Source organism: Acidobacteriota bacterium (assembly GCA_016703965.1).
Lineage (GTDB): Bacteria > Acidobacteriota > Blastocatellia > Pyrinomonadales > Pyrinomonadaceae > OLB17.
Window position 1 is genome coordinate 479,576 of sequence record JADJBB010000021.1, and the last position, 18,782, is coordinate 498,357.

The following is an 18,782-nucleotide window of genomic DNA, read 5'->3' on the forward strand; positions in this document are numbered from 1 at the left end:
ACGGATCCATAATGATTTTCCTCAGATCCATCAGTGTCATCGGCGTTTCGGTTTTACTATTTCTTACCACCCATTCCGCACTGGCCCAAACGGAGCCATATGTCTCGGAAACAGATTCCCTTGTGCTCAAAAAACTCGACCAATGGCAGGACTGGAAATTTGGTCTGTTGATGCACTGGGGACCTTACAGCCAGTGGGGAATTGTTGAATCGTGGTCGATCTGCGCGGAGGACGTCGATTGGTGCCGCCGGCCGAAAGGCAGTAATTATGTCGATTACGTGAAGCAATATGAGAAGCTTCCCACGACATTCAACCCGGTCCAATTCGATCCTGACAAATGGGCAAAAGCTGCAAGCGATGCGGGGATGAAGTACGTCGTGTTTACTACGAAGCACCATGACGGCTTCAATATGTTCGATACCAAGTTTTCGGACTACAAAATCACCGCCGCAAACGTTCCGTTTCACCGGAACCCGCGAGCTGATGTAACGAAAGAGATCTTTAAAGCATTCCGCCGCGAGAATTTTGGCATCGGAGCGTATTTTTCGAAGCCTGACTGGCACAGCGACAATTATTGGGATCCATTCTGGGCGACACCGGACCGTAATACGAATTACGACACCACCAAGCATCCCGACAAATGGAATCGGTTCAAAGACTTCACCTATAACCAGATCGACGAACTGACGACCGGCTACGGAAAGGTCGATATCCTCTGGCTCGACGGCGGTTGGGTTCGGCCGGGCATGCCGAAAGATCCGGTCGCGGGCAGCGGCCGCGTGCCATGGCCGCAGGATATCGACATGCCGCGGATCGCCGGGATGGCACGCAAAAATCAGCCCGGAATTATCATCGTCGACCGTGACGTTCACGGGCAATTTGAGAATTACCGCACACCCGAGCAAAAAGTTCCCGACGCACCGCTGCCGTACCCTTGGGAAACCTGCATGACCATGGCGACCTCATGGTCTTACGTGCCGAACGATGTCTACAAACCTTCTCGTCAGTTGATCCATACGCTCGTTGACGTCGTCGCAAAGGGCGGGAATTTCCTCCTCAACATCGGCCCCAGCCCCAAAGGCGACTTCGCCCCCGACGCCTACACCCGCCTGCGAGACATCGCCGCCTGGATGAGCATCAACAACGAAGCCATCTACAACACACGCCCGATCGCCCCCTACAAACAAGGCAAGGTAGCCTTCACGTCGCTGCGTGACGGAACTGTCTTCGCGATCTACATGGCCGACGAAAATGAAACAGCCCCGCCTGCGAGCTTGGTCATTGAAGGGATAGTTGCTGCGGACGGAGCAAAAGTCAGCCTTCTTGGTTTCGACAAAGAACTGTCATGGAAACGAACGGCGAATGGATTTACCGTAGATATTCCTGACGAGTTTAGAAATAGATCAAACGGGAAATTTGCGTGGACGTTACGAATCTCTAAAATTATCCGTTGATGTGAGTTAGCACATTTGCTAACATTTACTATGAAGTTCGAGGTCGGATATTACGATCAACAGCTCAAGGACGAGATCATGGCGTGGCCAGCTGATCTCTACGCCGACTATCTGAGATTGCTGGGGCTAGTCGAAGAATTTGGGCCGATACTTCGAATGCCGCATTCCAGGGCAATGGGAGATGGAATGTTCGAACTCAGACCTCGGGGACGAAGCGGAATTGGACGTGCATTTTATTGTTACCTTTTAGGACGAAGAGTCATCATCATTCACGCGTTCATCAAGAAAACACAGAAAACGCCTGAGAGGGAAATCACAATAGCCCGCAATAGGGTCAAGAAGGTAAAGAAATGACTGATCGTGAATACAAACCGGTAAAGCATGACCATAAAGGGATGCTCGAAGAGGCTTACAAACGGCCTGGCTTCAAGGAAGCTTACGAGGCCCTTGAGCTTGAGTACGAGATCGCTCGACAAATGCTCCGAGCTCGTTCCCGGGCGGGCTTAACCCAGGACGCTGTCGCCGCAAAAATGGGAACAACGAAAAGTGCGGTCTCAAGACTTGAGGGCGTTGGCAAACATAGACCTTCGATCGCGACCCTCAAACGCTACGCCGAAGCCGTCGGTTGTGACCTCAGCGTAAAATTGGTGCCGCAGAAGTAATTGATTGAGAACCGATTTTGCAAAATATACACTTATTATCTCTGGCTCTGTCTGCGATCCTGACGACTGGGTGTTTGAGTTCAACAGAATTTCAGCCGGAACCCGTTAATGGTCGAGAGAGGATACCGCCTGATTTTCAATTGAATTATTACGAAGGAAACGGTAACTTTTTTATCCCGTTAGCTGCAACCAGATATCTTGTCGAATCAAATGGAAAGGTTACGGTTACTTTCCTATATCCCAAAAAAGAGGTTAGTGAGGAGCGACTTTTGTCTACAGAGCAATTAGAGACCTTGTGGACTCAGGTATCTGAGACTCATCTCTCGAATTTTGCAGAACCTGCCACCGAACTTCGGGACAAATGCAACAAAAGGGAAACCGATCAACCTGCTCGGGTAATTGAACTGCGATTTAACGGCAAGGTAATAAAGGTAGTTGATGACTTCGATCCCAAACGCTGTGTTGAAGTGGAACCACTTGACGCGTTAACCAACAATTTGCCTCATTTACTCGAAGGTGTTTTGTTAAAATCACTTGAGCAGGATCGGCCACGTGAAAAATAAAATGCTCGGACATATTTTATGCCATATGCTTTCGATGAGTTAAGGTTTCTTGCAACGCCTGAAAAAGGCGAAGTCTCTGCAATTCTGATGCGGCCCGAAAATGCGACGCATCTGCTCGTCCTCGGACACGGGGCGAGTTCGAATATGCGAACGCCGATGCAGGCGACGATCGCTGAACGATTGGCTGAGCAGGGCATCGCGACGTTTCGTTATAACTTTCCTTATTCGGAAAAAGGTGGCGGGAGGAATTCGCAGGTGACCTGTACTGAGACGATACGGTCGGCGGTCAGGGCTGCGAGTGAGGCGGCGCCGGATCTGCCGATACTTGCGGGCGGGCACTCGTTTAGCGGGCGGATGACTTCGACCGCGCAGAGTGAGGAGCCGATCGACGGCGTGAGAGGTTTGGTGTTCTTTGCCTTTCCGCTGCATCCCGCAGGTGAGCCGGCGACAAAGCGGGCTGAGCATCTCAAGCTGATCGACATTCCGATGCTTTTCCTGAGCGGCACGAGAGATGCCCTCGGTGAGCTTGATCTGCTTGAGCCGGTCGTGAATGGCCTTGGCAACAAAGCAACGCTTCACCTTCTGGATACAGCCGATCACAGTTTCAAGATCCTTAAAAGAACTCGCCAGTCGACCGAAGACATTTTTGCCGAGATCGCCCGCGTTGTTCGCGAATGGGCGTCGGATCTTTAGTTAACATTGACCACTGTGTCCGATCAGTTCGAAACTTCCTGACACTTCGGGACGTGGAATAACGTTATGTGCAGAAATATCAAAACGCTCTTTAATTTCGATCCGCCAGCGACTACAGACGAAGTAAACGCCTCAGCGATACAGTTCGTTCGTAAGCTATCCGGGTTTACCAAACCGTCCAAAGCCAACGAAGAAGCATTCAACCTCGCTGTCGAACGCGTCGCAGCGGCTGCTCAGGAAATGCTGAATTCCTACGTCACGAACGCCCCGCCCCGCGACCGCGAGATCGAGGCGGTAAAGGCTCGCGAACGGGCAGCTATTCGATACGGCACCCGAACTTGAAGAGGTGAAACGATTGTTATCACATTAACGGCATGACGACGCTAACTCACCTTTTCAATATGCCGCGCGCTTGTTTGGATATCTGCATAAGAAGGACACACAAAGGTCCTCAACAATTTTTAGCGGCTCACCTTGAAGGCGAGGCGCGGAGCGGTGCAAAATAGGTTCACCGTGAAATATCGCAACGAACTAAAATGGTTGGTCCCGATCGCAGTTGTTTGTGTACTCGTTTTTGCGAATTCGTTGACCGGAGAATTTGTCTATGATGACACGCGACAGATCATCCGCAATACGCTGATCCAGGATAATTCGCTGTTTTGGAAAGCCTTAAGCTCCGACGTTTGGGCGTTCAAGGGCGACGGTACGCAGGCGGCGAGCAACTATTGGCGGCCGACGTTTACGCTGCTGAATATCGTCTGTTTCCGTCTTTTCGGCACGAGCCCCTTGGGATGGCATGTGGTTAACGTGCTGCTGCATACTGGTGTCAGCGTGCTCGCATTTTTGCTTTTGCGGCGTTGGCAATATTCAGCGGTCGTGGTGTTTGTGATCGCGTTGATCTTTGCGGTTCATCCCGTTCACGTGGAGTCTGTCGCATGGATCGCAGGTTCACCGGATCTGTTATTTTCGCTGACGTTACTCGGTTCGTTGTGGTTTGCGACGAGCTATCGCAGCTCGCGGTCGAACAAAGATCTACTTTTGATGATCCTGTTCTATGCAGCCGCTCTCGGTTCAAAAGAGATCGGCATTCTCTGCCTGCCGATCTATTATTTTGTTCTCAAGGATGATACCGACGGTACTGAGGTAAGGCAGAGTTCGCTGAACACACCGTTGCTGGCACTCGCTGCGTCGGCAGTCGCATGTTTTCTTATTAGGCTCAGTATTATCGGTGCCATCGCGAGGCCGCCGGATGATGCGGTGGCGTTGTTTGATGCAGTGATTAGCGTGCCGCAAATGTTTGCTTTTTATCTGAAGCAGATCTTCGCTCCCATCTTAATCGCCATCAATTACCCGCTCTCTCCGGTCAAAGAGATCGGAGGGTTGAATTTTGTCGTTCCGCTTTTCATCTCCCTTGCAGCGATCGCGGGAGTTATATATGTTGCTCGATCGTCAAAACGTGCGATGCTCGCGGCCGCGATCTTCCTGCTGCCGCTCATCCCGGCGATGAACGCGACGGCATTCCCGTCCGAACAGATCGTCCACGATCGCTATCTCTATCTGCCGCTGCTCGGAGCGTTGATGCTGCTCGTGCCGCTCGCGGGGAAGGTGCTGAGCGAAAGGAACTTGCTGATCGCCGGATGTGTTGTGGCGTTGTTGTTTGGTGTTCAGACGGTCAGATACAACTTCGCGTGGGCCAACGAACTCGCTCTTTGGACCTGGACAAAGAACATCGACGATTCGGCGTTCACCTCACTCCAACTTGGAAGTGCTCTCGCGGAGGAAAAAAGATATGAGGATGCGATCGCAGCTTACTCGATGGCGATCGCCAAAAAGCCCACGATGCGTGCCTATTACGGCCGCGGCCGCAATTACAACGCTGTAAAACAGTTCGACAATGCGGAAAAAGATCTGCAAGCTGCTCTCGCAACCCCAGCGGACCAGCAGGACGCCTATGCCACGTATCAGGTGTACGAATCGCTCGGGATAACCTACGTCGAGCAGAAAAAATACGACCTGGCGATCCGGAATTTCCTCGACGCCCGCAAAGATCTTCCGATCTACGCCGCCGCCCTGACCGAAAAGCTCGCTGTCGCTCATTACCAGGCCGGAAACAAATCCGACGCCATGCGCGAACTCGAAAGCTACGTCACTCGAGCTCGCGTCGAAATGCTGCCCGAATCAAAAAATGTAATTCTGCGTTTGGGAATGCTCTACGCCGAAGCCGGCCGCAAAGACGAAGCCCGCGGAGCTCTGAATGAATATCTTCGCTCCACGGCCTCGTATTCGGATAAGAATATGGTTGGATATCGGAATCAGGCGATGAAAGTGTTGGAGACGTTGAAGTAGGCGTCAAACGGGACGATAATTTTACGAACATTGCTCCCGCAAAATACGTTTTGACTTTCAACTATGCCAAAACAGAGCTTGATCATTGTTGCTTTCCTTTTGTTAAATTTTTGTTGGCTAAATGTCTCTGCCCAACAGGATTTAGAGAGGTTGAATGAGACGATACTTGCCAAAGACGCTGCTTTTTGGAGGGCTTATAACAAGTGCGACATTTCTGCATTTGGGCCGATGTTCACGGACGATGTCGAGTTTTTCCATGACAAAGGTGGACCGACAATTGGACATGAGAATTTCATGAACGCTCTGAAAAATGGACTTTGCGGCGATCCGAATTCGCATTTACGGCGTGTAGCGGTTGAACGAACAGTGCAAGTTTTTCCACTGGAAAATGGCAAAGTAATTTACGGCGCAATCATCTCCGGCGAACACGTATTTTACGTAAACCAGAAAGGCAAACCTGAATTCCTCGACGGGCGTGCCAGATTCTTACAATTGTGGCTCTTAAATGAAGGCGTGTGGAAAATGGCGCGAATACTCAGTTACGATCATGGCCCAGCCAGCAAAAAGGGCGGAACAAAGTGAGACACACGCTACTCCATCTCACTCTCATCAATATCAAAATTCGCGTAAACCTTCTGCACGTCATCGTTGTCATCGATGGCGTCGTAGAGTTTCATCATGGTTTTGGCGTCGGCACCGGTTAGCGCGATGTAGTTTTGGGGGATCATTGAGACCTCAGCGGCCTGGGGCTCGATGCCGGCGGCTTTAATTGCGTCGGTCACGGCTTCGAAGGCGTCGGGGGCGGTGTAGATCTCGAAGACATCGCCCTCGTCCTGCATATCATCGGCTCCGGCTTCGATAGCGATCTCGAATAGCTCGTCTTCTGATTTTGCGGCCTTATCGACTACGATGTAGCCTTTTTTATCGAACATCCACGCGACCGAACCGGCTTCGCCGAGGTTGCCGCCGTTCTTCGAGAACAGGTGACGAAGCTCAGCGACCGTGCGGTTACGGTTGTCGGTCATGGTCTCGACGAGGATCGCGACGCCGTTCGGGCCGTAGCCTTCGTAGGTGATCTCGTCGTATGCGACGCCTTCGAGCTGGCCGGTGCCGCGTTTGATGGCGCGATCGATGGTGTCATTGGGCATGTTGAGCCCTTTTGCGTCGCTGACAGCCTTTCGCAGACGTGCATTCGCGTCAACGTCGCCGCTGCCGCCGGTGCGGGCCGCGACGGTGATCTCTTTGATCAGCTTGGTAAATATCTTACCGCGTTTAGCGTCGAGAGCACCTTTCTTGTGCTTAATTGTGTGCCACTTGGAATGTCCTGACATGTGATAAAAAACCTTTGTTTTGTTGAACTAAAATCGAATAAACGAATATATCACGCAACATTATTACGGCGCAAAAATGACTGATGCCTTTAGCTCCACTGCACCTCGCGGATCTGCCGCTCGTCACGCAGGATATTGTGGATCAGATCGCAAAGCCGGCCGCGCGAAGGGGAGTCTTTTGAACCAAATAGTCCCCAGGTACGCGGCTTATCGATGGTGATGGTCCAGCCGGCGTATTCGTCGCCGATCGTTTCGTTCACGATGCCAAAATCGAGGATAAAATTCTCGCCATTTGCGGTGACCGATTCCGACCAACCGTCCGCGCTTTTTACCGGTGTATGAAAGACGAACTCGCTTCCCTTCGATTTTACGATCATCCATTTCGCGAGATCCTCGCCAAAATGCCGGTCGTTTGCAACCGCCGGGATCGTTGCCTGCGTATCGAATAAACCTGACATGAACGAAATTTGATTCTTCATTTTATTAGCTCCTCAAACTTCGATACTGACAGGTTTTCGATCTTAATTCTTTTATTTTTCGAAGTTTCGCCACTGATGATCGAAACTTCGCTCTTAGAAACACCGAAATGCTTGGCAAATAGTCGTATAATTTCGGCATTCGCAGCTCCGTCAACCGGCGGCGAACAGATGCGGACCTTTAGCGAACCGTCGTGTTCGCCAACGATCTCGCTCCTCGACGCACGCGGTATGACGCGGACGGCAACGACGATGCCGTCCGGATGTTCTGTAAGGTTAATTGACACGCTTTTTTAATACCGAATTAACAGGTTTCGGGTTATTATAGCTGACAAATCTGTCTTTTCCGGGAAATCACAATGCTTAAAATATCGCGCGTCCGTTCGGTTGGGGTCCTAGGTTTGATAATGGTCTGCTCGGCCGGCCTTTTGTATTTCGGCATTCCCGGATCGCCAAAGGTCGTGGCTGACGCGATCGAAGAAACTGGCGCCGATCGGAAAACGACGCCTGCGGGACGGCTTATCGCTGACTCTGCGACCGGTATGACCGCGGTTGCTCCGCTTACGGTGAATTTTGTTCGTACGCCGGATAAAACGGGCCCGGATGGCAAAGGCCGGTATTTGATCGCGGTAAACAGCGGCTACGGCGTTCAGGTAAATTCCAAGAGCAAGGCGCAGCAGACGCTTTCGGTCATTGATCTCAACTTAAAGCCGGAACCCAGGGTAATTCAAAACGTTTATTTCCCGTCGCCGCAGAGTGCGAATGTCGGCTTGGTTTTTAATGAAACGCCAAAGGCAGATGGAACATTTCAGCTTTATGTTTCGGGCGGGTATGAAAACAAGATCTGGATCATGGGTTTTGATCCGGCGTTGCCGATGCCTTTGCTTCCGGGTAACAAGCCTGATGCCAAATTCGACGCTCCGTCGATCGATGTATCGGGATTTACTGAAAATGCTCCATCGCCGAATTATAACGGCAATGTCGCCGCCGTCTATCCGACAGGCCTCGGCCTTAGTCCTGATGGCGAGACTCTTTTTGTCGCAAACAATCTCGGCGACACGCTCGGTGTCGTTTCTGACCTGCGAGATTCGCGCCGTTTACAGCGAATAGATCTGCATCGCGCCGGGTCGTCACAGATGCTGTATCCGTACGACGTGAAACTCGTCGTCAAAGGGAAAAAGGTCGCGAAAACCTACGTTTCCCTGTGGGGTGACGCGACGATCGCGGTTGTCGATCCGCTGCGGCCAAAACAGGTCAGGCACATAGCCGTCGAACGCCATCCGACCGCGATGCTTCTCAACCGTCAGCAGACGCGACTCTATGTTGTTAATTCGGACGCCGACGCGGTTTCGGTGATCGATACTGTTACGGACAAGGTGATCGAGACGATAAACGTCCGTCTTGCGGAAACTGCCTTGAACGGAGCGAGCCCGGAAGGTCTAGCACTGAGCGAGGACGAACAGACTCTCTACGTCGCGAATGCTCACGCGAATGCCGTAGCACAGATAAGCCTCGCGAAGATACCGTCTAAGAAAACCCCGTCGAAATTGGCCGGGTTCATTCCAACCGGAAACTACGCATCAGCGGTTGCAGTAGTCGGAAATCAGGTATTTATTGCGAATGGCAAAGGCACCGGAGCCGATAATTCCTCCCATACAAGTAACGATTCCGGTTTTTATCCGAACATGCCGAACGAGAGTTTTCCCGCCGGCCGCAGCAAGACGGGAATGTACAGTGCGGTGGTTGTTTCAGGCAACATAAGTGTGGTGACCGCTCCGGACGAGCCGCAGCTCTTTACTTATACTCAGACGGCGATGCGGAATAACGGACTGATCGGCCGCGAGAAAAAAAGCATCTTTGGCGGCGGCAAATCTCCATTCAAACACGTGATCTATGTCATTCGTGAGAACCGCACGTACGATCAGGTCTTCGGTGATCTTACCGCTGCCGGCAATGGGCAAAAGGCGGATGGCGATCCGTCAGTCGCGATATTCGGAGCCGGTGACGCAGCAAAATCGCCGAGCGGACAAAAGCAAAATATTACCCCGAACGCGCGTGCGCTCGCCCTACGGTTTGGCGTGCTTGATAGATTCTTTGTGAATGCTGAAGCGAGCCCCGACGGGCATAATTGGTCGACAGCGGCTTTTTCGAATGATTACGTCGATAAGGCGTTTCGCTGGAATTATTCGGGCCGCGGCCGTACCTATGATTATGAGGGATTCAATCGTCTGCCTTCGTATGAGCCGCCATCGGGAAGGCCGCCGGTCGCCTTACCTTCGGTTTTTGACCTTCCGGCGAGTGCCGAGGACATTGCTAACTTTCAAAAGAAATACGTCCCATATCTGCAAGGCGATCGCGACGTTGCCGAGCCGGAAACACTTTATCTATGGGACGCCGCCAAGCGGGCGGGGCTAAGCTACCGTAATTACGGCGAGTTTGTCGCAACCGTCTCCGCCGAAGACGTTAAAGAGGTAAATACACGCCAATCCAAAAAATATCCGGATATCTCACCGACGGTCACTGCATTTGCGACCAAGCGCTCGCTCGAAGGGCATTATTCGCCAACGGCACGAAATTATGACACCTCAACGCCGGATTCTATGACCGTCGATTCTTACCGCATGGCGAGGGAATCGGCAACGCAATTCGATCCGGCGATCCAGCCGGACCATGCCGACCCAAAGCTTCGCGGCAGCTCGCGGTTTGGCGATTGGCAAAAGGAATTTCGCGGTTTCGTTGCAGATCAACAGTCCGGAAAAGGCGATACATTGCCAAATCTGTCTATTGTCCGGCTCTCGAATGACCACACGGCCGGATTGAACAAGGGGATTCCGACCCCACAATTCTACGTCGCGGAAAACGACTATGCCCTGGGCCGCCTCGTCGAGGAAGTTTCGAACAGTCCGTATTGGAAAGACACAGCGATCTTTGTCGTAGAGGACGATGCACAGGATGGGCCCGACCATGTTGATGCCCACCGTTCACCCGCTCTTGTTATTTCGGCCTATAACCGCAGCGGGGCTCTCGTCCATGAGTTTCATAACACGGTCAGCCTGATCCGCACGATCGAGGTGTGTCTGGGAATGCCGCCGATGAACTTCCTCGACGCGAATGCGACGCCGATCGATATATTTACAACCACACCCGACACACGGCCGTTTTCCGCGATCCTGCCAAGCGTGGCGCTCGATAACCTCTACCCGCCCGAGAAACCAACGACGGCAATGCTTGAGTTTATGAGAATGACAGACCGGCAGGATCTCGAACATGCGGACATGGCAAACCCTCGCGAATTGAACGAGATCATCTGGTTCTCGGTCAAGGGCGAGGTCCCGATGCCCGGCATCGCACGTCTGCCCGCATTTGAACTGATGACCGCCGGCGTAAAACCTGAGGACGAAGCGGAAGAAAATGAGGCTGAGGACGACGAATAGCCGATGTTTCCTAGCCTCGGACAAATATGTTCAGCACTATCGACTGCAAAAAGCTGATAACCAAAAGCACGAGCATCGCCGAAATATCGAACATCCCGATCGGCGGTATCAACCGCTGGACGGGCAGCATGATCGGGTCGGTTACTTTGATGACGAGCGCAAAGAACGTCTTTTGCGAAAAGACGAACCACGAAGCCAGAAATCGCAGGAAGATAAACAGCACCAGAATGCTAAGCAAACCGTAGAGAATAAAACCGATGATCACCTTAGGATTCCCGGCCATCACACCGGCCGAGAGCCCATCGATCACAAAAAAAGTATTCCCGATTATCTGCGTGAAAAAGTAGGTTATAACAAGCCCGATAAATATCGTCACCAGCGGTGCGAGCCTCGTATCAATGCGGTACATCGCAAAAAACCTCGTCGCCGGATAAACCCACCGCTCAGTCGCCTTTCGCACCTTAAACCCAAACCTGCCGACCTTGCCAAAGGGATTTGGATCGCTGTAATTAAATATCAGCCGCAACAGCAAAATGCCCAGAAACACGCCAAAAACGCACCAGACAATGAGGCTAAATATTGGATAAACTAAACCTGAAAGCATATCGTTACAAAGTAAGCCCTCTGTGTTCTCTGTGGCTAAACTCTTCCTCCAAAAATCGCCGTTCCCACTCGAACGACCGTCGCACCCTCTTCGATCGCGACCTCAAAATCATGGCTCATTCCCATCGAAAGCTCACCGCGGACATTCGAAAACGCATTTTGAGCAGCGAGTTCATCACGGATCGCTCGCAATCTGCAGAAGAATGGCCGAGTCACTTCAGCATCATCGAAAAACGGCGGAAGAACCATTAAACCGTCAAATCGCAGCCGTTTACAGGTTTTCAAATGAGCAACTAATTTCGGCAGTTCACTCTCAGGAATGCCGGATTTAGTCTCTTCGCCCGCCAGATCGACCTGCACGAAAACCGACAGTTCAACGCGGCCTTCGTCAATACAGATACGCTCGAGCCGCTCCGCGAGTTCGATGGAATCGACGGATTGGATAACGTCAAAAAGCTGTGCCGCCTTGCGGGCTTTATTTGATTGTAAATGGCCGATCAAATGCCATTCAACATCCCCGCGGCCGATCTCGCGGATCTTCGATTCGCCTTCTTGGACTTTGTTTTCACCAAAAACCGTGGCTCCCGCATCCATCGCTTCCCGCAATGTCTCGACCGGATGCGTTTTGCTCACGGCAACCAACTTTATGTCCGATGGATCGCGGCCCGAGCATTTTGCCGCATTCACGATACGCTCGCGGATGTCATTCAGATTGTCGGCGAGATGGCTTGGCACGTATCCAATATAGCAAAAATGTCAGAACCGCCTCGCGTAAGCGGGCGGAACGATCGCGATATTACCCAATATCCTCGGATCTCGGCCGCCTTACCGCCCGCTTACGCAAGGCGGTTCTGACTTGTCATCTTGAATTTCTCGTACCGAATTAGTATTCTCAAGGTTCGCCAAACGTGCGGACGTGGCGGAACTGGTAGACGCGCAGGTCTCAGAAGCCTGTGGGAGCAATCCCGTGATGGTTCGATTCCATTCGTCCGCACCAATTTTACGAGTCGGGAGTCGGTACTATGTCGACTCCCGATTTTCTTTGCGTTCTTAGCGACGTTGCGTGAAACTCACTATTATGCGAACAGAATTCATAAAAGGTCTCAGAGATAACCAGGCGACATTCGGCATCGAGCTTGCTGACGACGCCGTCGAGCGGCTCGCCGACTATTACGACCTGATCCAGGAACACAACGAAATCCTCCACCTTGTCGGCCCGTCAACGCCTGAGGAATTTGCGACTCGCCACATCCTGGAATCGCTCACGCTGCTCGAATATCTGCCGAACGGCATCTGGTTCGCCGACGTTGGAACCGGCGGCGGCTTGCCGTCGATACCGTGCCTGCTCGCCCGCGAAGACCTCAAAGCCGTGCTTATCGAATCAAAAGAAAAAAAGTCCAAGTTCCTAACCCTTGCGGTCGAAAAACTCAGACTAAAACACCGCACGCGCCTATCGCCAACGCAATTCTCCGAAACAAACCTCGGCCATTGCGAAGCAGTAACCTGCCGTGCTCTCGATAAATTCACGGAAAAACTGCCCCGCCTGATCAAATGGTCCGGCAAATCCCAACTCCTCTTCTTCGGCGGCGAAAACCTTCAAAAGGCCCTCGAGGGTCAAAACGTCCTTTTCAAAAAGAAACTAATGCCGCTTTCGGAACAACGGTTCTTGTACATAATTAAGATCTTGAGCGCATAACAAATTTGCTTGTTGCGTGTTGGGCAACGGTGTATAGTTAGGTATGATCAAGTCTTTCCGGCACAAGGGGCTCAAGAAGTACTTTGAATCGGGAAGCGTCGTAGGCATTCAGCCGCACCATGCCAAACGTCTCCGAATGTTATTAGCGGCTTTAGATACTGCTCAATCGATCGTTGATATGGAGATTCCGGGTTTTCGGCTCCATCGGCTCAAAGGTCAAGAGATTTCTCGCTGGTCGGTTTGGGTCAACGGGAACTGGCGTATGACGTTTGAATTTCATGACGGCGATGCTCACATTTTAGATTACGAGGATTATCACTAATGACCATGCACAATCCGCCACATCCCGGCGAATTCATTGCCGATATCTATTTGGAGCCTAACAACATAAGCGGCCGCGAGCTTGCAGCAAAACTTGGAGTCGCGGCTTCAACGTTAAGCCGGGTTTTGAACGGAACAAACCGCGTCAGCCCGGAAATGGCTTTACGGCTCTCCAAAGCTCTCGGACGAAGCGCTGAAAGCTGGTTGGCAATGCAGTACAACTACGATCTGTGGCAGGCTCGACAGCATGTCAACCTGAGCGGGGTCGGAAAGGTAACGCTGAGGGCCACATAGATTTGCTTACTCGGGTACTTCGCAAGGTGATCCAATGTGCGTTTCGCAATGGAGTCCCGGAAGATGCCAGCTTCAAACGTCGTCTTGGTGACGGATGAAATGTGGGGCTCGAATGGTGATAACAGGGGATCCATCTGCGATTATCATTTCGCTCTCAATGAAACTTATCTTGTCTTTGCGAACGGATCCGAAAGCGAACTCCGAACGCACGCGTATTCAGATACTCGCCCGCTCGGCTCGTTGTCTAAAGATTTTCTCGACGTTTTAGGAAAGGGAAATCTGCCGATCAAGAAGTTCGAAGCCGAGAAGCCAAAAGTTAGCTCGTTCCGGCGATGGGACTTACCGTTTGAGTTAACAGTTCGTTCTTCGCAATAGTTTTGACCGGTTTCTTTCACGTTACCTCACATCCAGATCATACTCCCTCAACCGTCGATACAACGTCGAAGGCGAAATGCCCAGCAATTCGGCGGTTTTGCCGCGGTGCCAGCCGGTTTTTTCGAGGGCTCCGATTATTTGTTGGCGTTCGACGTCGCGGAGGTTGTTTGATGGGGAATTTTGGAATGTGCCGACGCTCTGCGTTGCCTGCGGGGCGTTGTAGCTGACTGAGACGCTCGGGGTTTCGGTTCGGAATGCGATCTCGGGCGGCAGTTCGCGAGGCGTGATCATGTTGTTGTCGCAGAGCAACAAGGCGCGCTCGAGGCAGTTGCGGAGCTGGCGGACGTTGCCTGACCAGTCAAATGCTGAAAGAGCCTCGATCGTCGCGGGGGACATTTCGGGTGCACCGGCTCCGGCTAGTTTGTGGAGCAAGTGACGCGCGAGTGGCTCGATGTCTTCGCGACGCTCACGCAGCGGCGGGATAACGATCTCAAAGCTGTTGATCCGGTACATCAGATCGGCGCGGAAAATGCCGTCATTGATCGCCTGCTCTTTGTTCCGATTTGTTGCGGCAACTAGCCGAACATCGACCTCGACCTTTTTCACACCACCGACGCGGAAGAACGAACGCGTTTCCAGTGCCCGCAGCAGTTTCGATTGAAGCTGCATCGGCATTTCCATAACCTCGTCAAGAAATATCGTCCCGCCGTCCGCTATCTCAAACAGCCCAAGTTTACGAACCCGTGCTCCCGAAAACGCTCCCGCTTCGTGGCCGAACAATTCGCTCTCAAGCAGAGTATCCTGCAAAGCTGCGCAGTTCAGATCGATAAAAGGCTTGTCCGCACGGCGGCTCAGACGATGGATCGCCTGCGCGATCAACTCCTTACCCACGCCCGATTCGCCCGTGATCATTACCGAAGTATCCGATGGAGCCACACGCTGCACGAGCCGCAACGCTTCCTTCATCTGCCGCGATTCGGCAACGATCTCCGGCAGCGATTGATGTGTTCGAGCGATCTGGGCGCGCAGGCGTTGGTTGTCGACCTTGAGCTGCTGTTTTTCTGCGGCGGCGGTTACAAGAGCCGAGAGTTCGCCGATGCGGTAGGGTTTGGTGAGGTAATCGTACGCGCCGAGTTTCATTGCCTGGATCGCCGATTCGACGGTCGCTTGACCCGTGAGCATGATGACCTCGGGCGGATTCTGGCTGCGTTCGCGTGTGCGTCGGAGCAATCCCATGCCGTCGAGCCGCGGCATATTTATGTCGCACAGCAGCACGTCGAAGTCCTGCTCCTCGAGCATTTCCCACGCGGCTTCGCCGTCAGAGGCGCATTCGACCTCGTGGCCCTGGCGGGCCATTTCTTTTTGAACCACCATTCTAAGGTTCTTCTCATCGTCGACTACTAATAGTTTTGCCATTTGTTTGGGGGTTGGAAGAATTGCGGCTATCTGGCCACTGGAAGGAAGATGCTGAAGGTTGTGCCCTTGTTAACCGTCGAACGAACGCTGATGCGTCCGCCGTGTTCGGAAACAATGCCGTAGCAGACCGCGAGGCCGAGACCCGTGCCTTTTCCGACCTCTTTGGTTGTGAAGAAGGGTTCAAAGATCTTCGACATGTCTTCCTGCGCAATGCCGGAACCGGTGTCTTCGACCTCGATGACGACGCGGCTGCCCTTTGTGAAGGCTCGGAATGTGAGAATTCCGCCCTCCGTCATCGCGTCGATCGCGTTCGTCGCGAGGGCGATCACGGCTTGCTGTATCTGGCCGCCGTCGGCTGAAACGTACGGCAGGTCGGATTCGATATCGACTCGCTGCGAAATGCCTTCGCCGCGTTTTTGGTGAGAAATAAGATTCGCCGTCGAGCGGACGACGTCGCCCACATCGATCGGCGTACGTTCGCCCGCGCGGATGCGGCTAAAATCGAGAAGGTCGGTCGTGATCGTCTTGCAGCGAAACGCCTCGCTTTTGATCAAGCCGAGATACTCGGTCAGGTCGTCGGCAGATTCCGACATTTCGAAAGCACCTTCGTCGATGCGCTGTTCCAAAGCTTCGGCACAGGCGGCGATCGTGGCGAGCGGATTGTTTATTTCGTGAACAACACCAGCGGCGAGACGGCCGACCGCGGCGAGTTTTTCGGCACGGTTGACGGCCTGCACGGCCTCGACACGCATTGTGACGTCTTCGCCGACCGTGATCACGTGCGTGACGTCGCCGTTGTCGGCGTTTTTCATCGGGACTTTGCTGACCATCCAATGCCGCGTCGAACCGTCGTCCGCGACTGTTTGCTGCTCGATGCGTTCGATCCTGCCGGTGCGGAAAGCGCGTTCAAATTCCTCTTTAACGCGTCCCTGCGGGTATTTTTCAAGTACGTCAAAAACGTTCCTGCCGATCGCGATATCACGCGGTATTCCCTGAGCGCCGACCTCGCGGTGGCGGTTCCAGGTGACGATGCGGTAATCGCGGTCGACGACGTAAAGCGAAACCGGCAATGCGTCGAGCACAGATTCCGTAAACTTGCGATGTTCCTCGCGAGCCTCGTTGATCGAATTGTGCAGCGCGAGTTCGTAATGAGCCGACAGATTCACGCTCATCGCGGCCATCGTGGTAGCGGCCTCGATCAGGCGTGTTTTGCGTTCCGAAAATTCCTCCGCAGTCTCAAATCCGACGATGATCGCTCCGCGTATTTCGCCGTTAATGTGAAGCGGTGAGATATATTCACTCGCATGTTCCTGGCCCGCGATCATGAATTCCGCTGCGTCGGTCTCAGAATACCCAACCTGCGGCGGCATAAAACTCAGCCACTTTTCAAACTTCTCGCGTCGCAGCAAACCATCCTCACACTCGCCATCGCGGCCCATTTCACAGGTGATCAAGCCGATGCTGTCAAGCTCGGCAACAAACACGCACGTCACCGCATCTACTCCATTGAGTATGGCGCCCGCGACGCGGTTCGCGACTTTTTTGGGGTGCACCGTAAAGAGCAGGCTCCGCCCTAACTCCGATATGAACCTAAGTTCATTAGAGTTATCTTCCGCAGGCGCTGCCAAGGCAGAATTGCTCGCGTCTTTTTTCGGCGGCGAAGATGTCAGCATTATTTACGGTCAGCCGGGTGAATCGGATAGATGTGAACGGCCGTTTAGGAGCAAAGTGATAAGGGAAGCAATCAGAAAACTTCCTCTCTAATTAAAAACGATATTAAACACTGTGTCAAGAAGTTTAACGGCCCGTGGCACAAGCCCGCGCGTAAGCAAGGGCGAATTACGTGACTGGAGGGTGAGCATCTTGCTCGCCACACCGAGGCATCCGACGGTGAAGATCTTCGGGTGAGAAGAAGATACGCCACGGGCGAGCAGGATGCTCACCCTCCAGTCATTGACACTGCACCCGAACGAGTGAAAAACTAACAAAACATGAGATCTTGCCAAAAAGCGATAATTGCGTTGTTCGTGCTGCTGACGGCGTTCTCGATCCATGCCCAGGAGGTTGTGGACAAAACGGTCGCGGTCGTCACCGATGGGCTGCGCAAACCGCAGCTCATCACCTACTCCGACATTCTCTGGCAGATGGCACTGCAGCCCGGCATCACGCTCGAAAAGCCCAGTTCCGAAGACCTCAACCGTGCGCTACAGATCCTCATCAACCAGCGCATCTTCGCTCTCGAGGCCGAACGCCTGCCGCGCGCGGCGCCTACGGACAAAGAGATCGCCGCCAAGATCGCCGAAACGCTCAGCTATTTCCCGACCACCGCCGCTTTCGAAACGCGTCTCAAACAGGTCGGTTTCGCCTCGGTCAAGGACGACGCCTTCGAAAGCCTGATCGCCCAGCGCGTCGCGATCGAAAAGTACATCGATTTCCGCTTCGGCTCCTTCGTCGTGGTCACCGCCGACGAAGAGCAGCGATACTACCGCGACATCTACACCCCCGAATTCCGCCGCCGCACCCCGGGCCTTCTCCTCCCGCCCCTCGAAGAAAAACGCCCCGAGCTCCGCCAGATCCTAACCAACCAAAAAATAGCCACCGCCATCGAACGCTTCCTCGACGAAGCCAAAAGAAGGATCCAAGTCGAGATCCTGATCGAGGTCTAAAGACCGGAGCGGCACGGTTGCGTATCGCAACAATGGCAAGTATTTTTTGCCAGAACCATCCCTGCTTGCCAACGGCTAAAAACCCTGACGTTCCCACGATCTAGTATTACCGCCGCCGCCGCATCGCGGCGATCTGATTGTAGCCGTGCGGTTTCTGGCCTGGCAGAACGCGCCCAGTGCTAAAGCGACAACCCACGGTTCGCCGCCAACGGCATCCCCATCGACACCCCCGTCATGGTCACCGACCTAATAATGGACGGCAACCTAGGCCAACCCTTCCTCAGCCAATGCGTCGTGACGTTCGACCTCTCAAACAGTTTGATGTGGATCAGGCCAGAAGCCCACTTGTACTAGGGGTGGTTTTGTTTCCCAACGACTCCGAGCCCCGATACTCTCAAGCCATCAAAGGCGACATAGCGGTCTGCGCATAAATGAGAACTTCTAACCGACTA

The 18,782-nt window shown here is 53.0% G+C and carries 21 protein-coding genes and 1 tRNA gene; 15 read left to right on the plus strand and 7 right to left on the minus strand.

Annotation, left to right across the window (positions count from 1 at the left end; translation table 11 throughout):
• Positions 1-11 precede the first annotated feature (11 nt).
• From IPG22_09645 to IPG22_09680, 8 genes are all read left to right on the plus strand, one after another.
• Positions 12-1,454 carry an alpha-L-fucosidase gene (locus tag IPG22_09645; protein MBK6588545.1) on the plus strand — a complete coding sequence of 481 codons (1,443 nt, stop codon included), beginning with the start codon at positions 12-14 and terminating at the stop codon, positions 1,452-1,454.
• A 30-nt stretch (positions 1,455-1,484) separates the two neighbouring features.
• Complete coding sequence (locus IPG22_09650; GenBank protein ID MBK6588546.1) at positions 1,485-1,808, plus strand: type II toxin-antitoxin system RelE/ParE family toxin; 324 nt, start codon at positions 1,485-1,487, stop codon at positions 1,806-1,808.
• Positions 1,805-2,116, plus strand: a complete 312-nt coding sequence (locus IPG22_09655; protein ID MBK6588547.1) for a helix-turn-helix transcriptional regulator — start codon at positions 1,805-1,807, stop codon at positions 2,114-2,116. The genes IPG22_09650 and IPG22_09655 overlap by 4 nt, the downstream gene beginning before the upstream one ends.
• Before the next feature lie 74 nt (positions 2,117-2,190).
• Positions 2,191-2,679, plus strand: coding sequence for a hypothetical protein (locus IPG22_09660; GenBank protein MBK6588548.1), 489 nt, complete (start codon positions 2,191-2,193; stop codon positions 2,677-2,679).
• Positions 2,680-2,697: 18 nt separating this feature from the next.
• A complete protein-coding gene (locus tag IPG22_09665; protein ID MBK6588549.1) occupies positions 2,698-3,372 on the plus strand; it encodes an alpha/beta hydrolase in 675 nt (224 codons plus the stop codon).
• A 66-nt stretch (positions 3,373-3,438) separates the two neighbouring features.
• Positions 3,439-3,714: a DUF2277 domain-containing protein gene (locus IPG22_09670; protein MBK6588550.1), complete on the plus strand. Its 276-nt coding sequence runs from the start codon at positions 3,439-3,441 to the stop codon at positions 3,712-3,714.
• Positions 3,715-3,885: 171 nt separating this feature from the next.
• Complete coding sequence (locus IPG22_09675) at positions 3,886-5,718, plus strand: tetratricopeptide repeat protein (GenBank protein ID MBK6588551.1); 1,833 nt, start codon at positions 3,886-3,888, stop codon at positions 5,716-5,718.
• A gap of 63 nt (positions 5,719-5,781) precedes the next feature.
• Positions 5,782-6,300, plus strand: coding sequence for a nuclear transport factor 2 family protein (locus tag IPG22_09680; protein ID MBK6588552.1), 519 nt, complete (start codon positions 5,782-5,784; stop codon positions 6,298-6,300).
• Between the two features lie 8 nt (positions 6,301-6,308).
• On the opposite strand, the gene IPG22_09685 is transcribed toward IPG22_09680, so the two are convergent.
• The 3 genes from IPG22_09685 to IPG22_09695 all read right to left on the minus strand — a co-directional run bounded on the left by IPG22_09685 (position 6,309) and on the right by IPG22_09695 (position 7,806).
• The gene (locus tag IPG22_09685; GenBank protein MBK6588553.1) at positions 6,309-7,049 is read right to left on the minus strand and encodes a YebC/PmpR family DNA-binding transcriptional regulator; all 741 of its coding nucleotides are present in this window, start codon (positions 7,047-7,049) and stop codon (positions 6,309-6,311) included.
• A gap of 89 nt (positions 7,050-7,138) precedes the next feature.
• On the minus strand, positions 7,139-7,528 hold the full coding sequence (locus tag IPG22_09690; protein MBK6588554.1) for a hypothetical protein: 390 nt from the start codon (positions 7,526-7,528) through the stop codon (positions 7,139-7,141).
• Positions 7,525-7,806, minus strand: a complete 282-nt coding sequence (locus tag IPG22_09695) for a YggU family protein (protein ID MBK6588555.1) — start codon at positions 7,804-7,806, stop codon at positions 7,525-7,527. Before IPG22_09695 ends, IPG22_09690 begins: the two co-directional genes overlap by 4 nt.
• Before the next feature lie 78 nt (positions 7,807-7,884).
• Here IPG22_09695 and IPG22_09700 point away from each other — a divergent pair, with 78 nt between their 5' ends.
• The gene (locus tag IPG22_09700; protein ID MBK6588556.1) at positions 7,885-10,959 is read left to right on the plus strand and encodes a hypothetical protein; all 3,075 of its coding nucleotides are present in this window, start codon (positions 7,885-7,887) and stop codon (positions 10,957-10,959) included.
• A gap of 10 nt (positions 10,960-10,969) precedes the next feature.
• On the opposite strand, the gene IPG22_09705 is transcribed toward IPG22_09700, so the two are convergent.
• Both IPG22_09705 and IPG22_09710 read right to left on the minus strand, forming a co-directional pair.
• Positions 10,970-11,563: a YggT family protein gene (locus IPG22_09705; GenBank protein MBK6588557.1), complete on the minus strand. Its 594-nt coding sequence runs from the start codon at positions 11,561-11,563 to the stop codon at positions 10,970-10,972.
• A 35-nt stretch (positions 11,564-11,598) separates the two neighbouring features.
• Positions 11,599-12,297, minus strand: coding sequence for a YggS family pyridoxal phosphate-dependent enzyme (locus tag IPG22_09710; GenBank protein ID MBK6588558.1), 699 nt, complete (start codon positions 12,295-12,297; stop codon positions 11,599-11,601).
• A gap of 175 nt (positions 12,298-12,472) precedes the next feature.
• Here IPG22_09710 and IPG22_09715 point away from each other — a divergent pair.
• The 5 genes from IPG22_09715 to IPG22_09735 all read left to right on the plus strand — a co-directional run bounded on the left by IPG22_09715 (position 12,473) and on the right by IPG22_09735 (position 14,248).
• Positions 12,473-12,559: transfer RNA gene (locus tag IPG22_09715), tRNA-Leu, on the plus strand.
• A gap of 81 nt (positions 12,560-12,640) precedes the next feature.
• Entirely contained in the window at positions 12,641-13,258 is a 618-nt protein-coding gene (rsmG, locus tag IPG22_09720) for a 16S rRNA (guanine(527)-N(7))-methyltransferase RsmG (GenBank protein MBK6588559.1), read from the plus strand.
• A gap of 43 nt (positions 13,259-13,301) precedes the next feature.
• Entirely contained in the window at positions 13,302-13,580 is a 279-nt protein-coding gene (locus IPG22_09725; GenBank protein MBK6588560.1) for a type II toxin-antitoxin system RelE/ParE family toxin, read from the plus strand.
• Positions 13,580-13,873: a HigA family addiction module antidote protein gene (locus tag IPG22_09730; protein MBK6588561.1), complete on the plus strand. Its 294-nt coding sequence runs from the start codon at positions 13,580-13,582 to the stop codon at positions 13,871-13,873. The genes IPG22_09725 and IPG22_09730 overlap by 1 nt, the downstream gene beginning before the upstream one ends.
• 63 nt (positions 13,874-13,936) lie before the next feature.
• The gene (locus IPG22_09735; protein MBK6588562.1) at positions 13,937-14,248 is read left to right on the plus strand and encodes a hypothetical protein; all 312 of its coding nucleotides are present in this window, start codon (positions 13,937-13,939) and stop codon (positions 14,246-14,248) included.
• A 21-nt stretch (positions 14,249-14,269) separates the two neighbouring features.
• Here the strand turns inward: IPG22_09735 and IPG22_09740 are convergent, their stop codons facing one another.
• Both IPG22_09740 and IPG22_09745 read right to left on the minus strand, forming a co-directional pair.
• Positions 14,270-15,664, minus strand: coding sequence for a sigma-54-dependent Fis family transcriptional regulator (locus IPG22_09740; protein ID MBK6588563.1), 1,395 nt, complete (start codon positions 15,662-15,664; stop codon positions 14,270-14,272).
• Between the two features lie 26 nt (positions 15,665-15,690).
• Positions 15,691-17,337, minus strand: a complete 1,647-nt coding sequence (locus IPG22_09745) for a PAS domain-containing protein (protein MBK6588564.1) — start codon at positions 17,335-17,337, stop codon at positions 15,691-15,693.
• A 318-nt stretch (positions 17,338-17,655) separates the two neighbouring features.
• Here IPG22_09745 and IPG22_09750 point away from each other — a divergent pair, with 318 nt between their 5' ends.
• The gene (locus IPG22_09750; GenBank protein ID MBK6588565.1) at positions 17,656-18,330 is read left to right on the plus strand and encodes a hypothetical protein; all 675 of its coding nucleotides are present in this window, start codon (positions 17,656-17,658) and stop codon (positions 18,328-18,330) included.
• Positions 18,331-18,782 lie beyond the last annotated feature (452 nt).

What these genes read in the sequence shown, in the direction of transcription:
- IPG22_09645 (MBK6588545.1), top strand. Translation starts at nt 12, where the DNA reads ATGATTTTCCTCAGATCCATCAGTGTCATCGGCGTTTCGGTTTTACTA.
- IPG22_09650 (MBK6588546.1), top strand. Translation starts at nt 1,485, where the DNA reads ATGAAGTTCGAGGTCGGATATTACGATCAACAGCTCAAGGACGAGATC.
- IPG22_09655 (MBK6588547.1), top strand. Translation starts at nt 1,805, where the DNA reads ATGACTGATCGTGAATACAAACCGGTAAAGCATGACCATAAAGGGATG.
- IPG22_09665 (MBK6588549.1), top strand. Translation starts at nt 2,698, where the DNA reads ATGCCATATGCTTTCGATGAGTTAAGGTTTCTTGCAACGCCTGAAAAA.
- IPG22_09670 (MBK6588550.1), top strand. Translation starts at nt 3,439, where the DNA reads ATGTGCAGAAATATCAAAACGCTCTTTAATTTCGATCCGCCAGCGACT.
- IPG22_09680 (MBK6588552.1), top strand. Translation starts at nt 5,782, where the DNA reads ATGCCAAAACAGAGCTTGATCATTGTTGCTTTCCTTTTGTTAAATTTT.
- IPG22_09685 (MBK6588553.1), bottom strand. Translation starts at nt 7,049, where the DNA reads ATGTCAGGACATTCCAAGTGGCACACAATTAAGCACAAGAAAGGTGCT.
- IPG22_09690 (MBK6588554.1), bottom strand. Translation starts at nt 7,528, where the DNA reads ATGAAGAATCAAATTTCGTTCATGTCAGGTTTATTCGATACGCAGGCA.
- IPG22_09700 (MBK6588556.1), top strand. Translation starts at nt 7,885, where the DNA reads ATGCTTAAAATATCGCGCGTCCGTTCGGTTGGGGTCCTAGGTTTGATA.
- IPG22_09705 (MBK6588557.1), bottom strand. Translation starts at nt 11,563, where the DNA reads ATGCTTTCAGGTTTAGTTTATCCAATATTTAGCCTCATTGTCTGGTGC.
- rsmG (MBK6588559.1), top strand. Translation starts at nt 12,641, where the DNA reads ATGCGAACAGAATTCATAAAAGGTCTCAGAGATAACCAGGCGACATTC.
- IPG22_09725 (MBK6588560.1), top strand. Translation starts at nt 13,302, where the DNA reads ATGATCAAGTCTTTCCGGCACAAGGGGCTCAAGAAGTACTTTGAATCG.
- IPG22_09730 (MBK6588561.1), top strand. Translation starts at nt 13,580, where the DNA reads ATGACCATGCACAATCCGCCACATCCCGGCGAATTCATTGCCGATATC.
- IPG22_09735 (MBK6588562.1), top strand. Translation starts at nt 13,937, where the DNA reads ATGCCAGCTTCAAACGTCGTCTTGGTGACGGATGAAATGTGGGGCTCG.
- IPG22_09740 (MBK6588563.1), bottom strand. Translation starts at nt 15,664, where the DNA reads ATGGCAAAACTATTAGTAGTCGACGATGAGAAGAACCTTAGAATGGTG.
- IPG22_09745 (MBK6588564.1), bottom strand. Translation starts at nt 17,337, where the DNA reads ATGCTGACATCTTCGCCGCCGAAAAAAGACGCGAGCAATTCTGCCTTG.
- IPG22_09750 (MBK6588565.1), top strand. Translation starts at nt 17,656, where the DNA reads ATGAGATCTTGCCAAAAAGCGATAATTGCGTTGTTCGTGCTGCTGACG.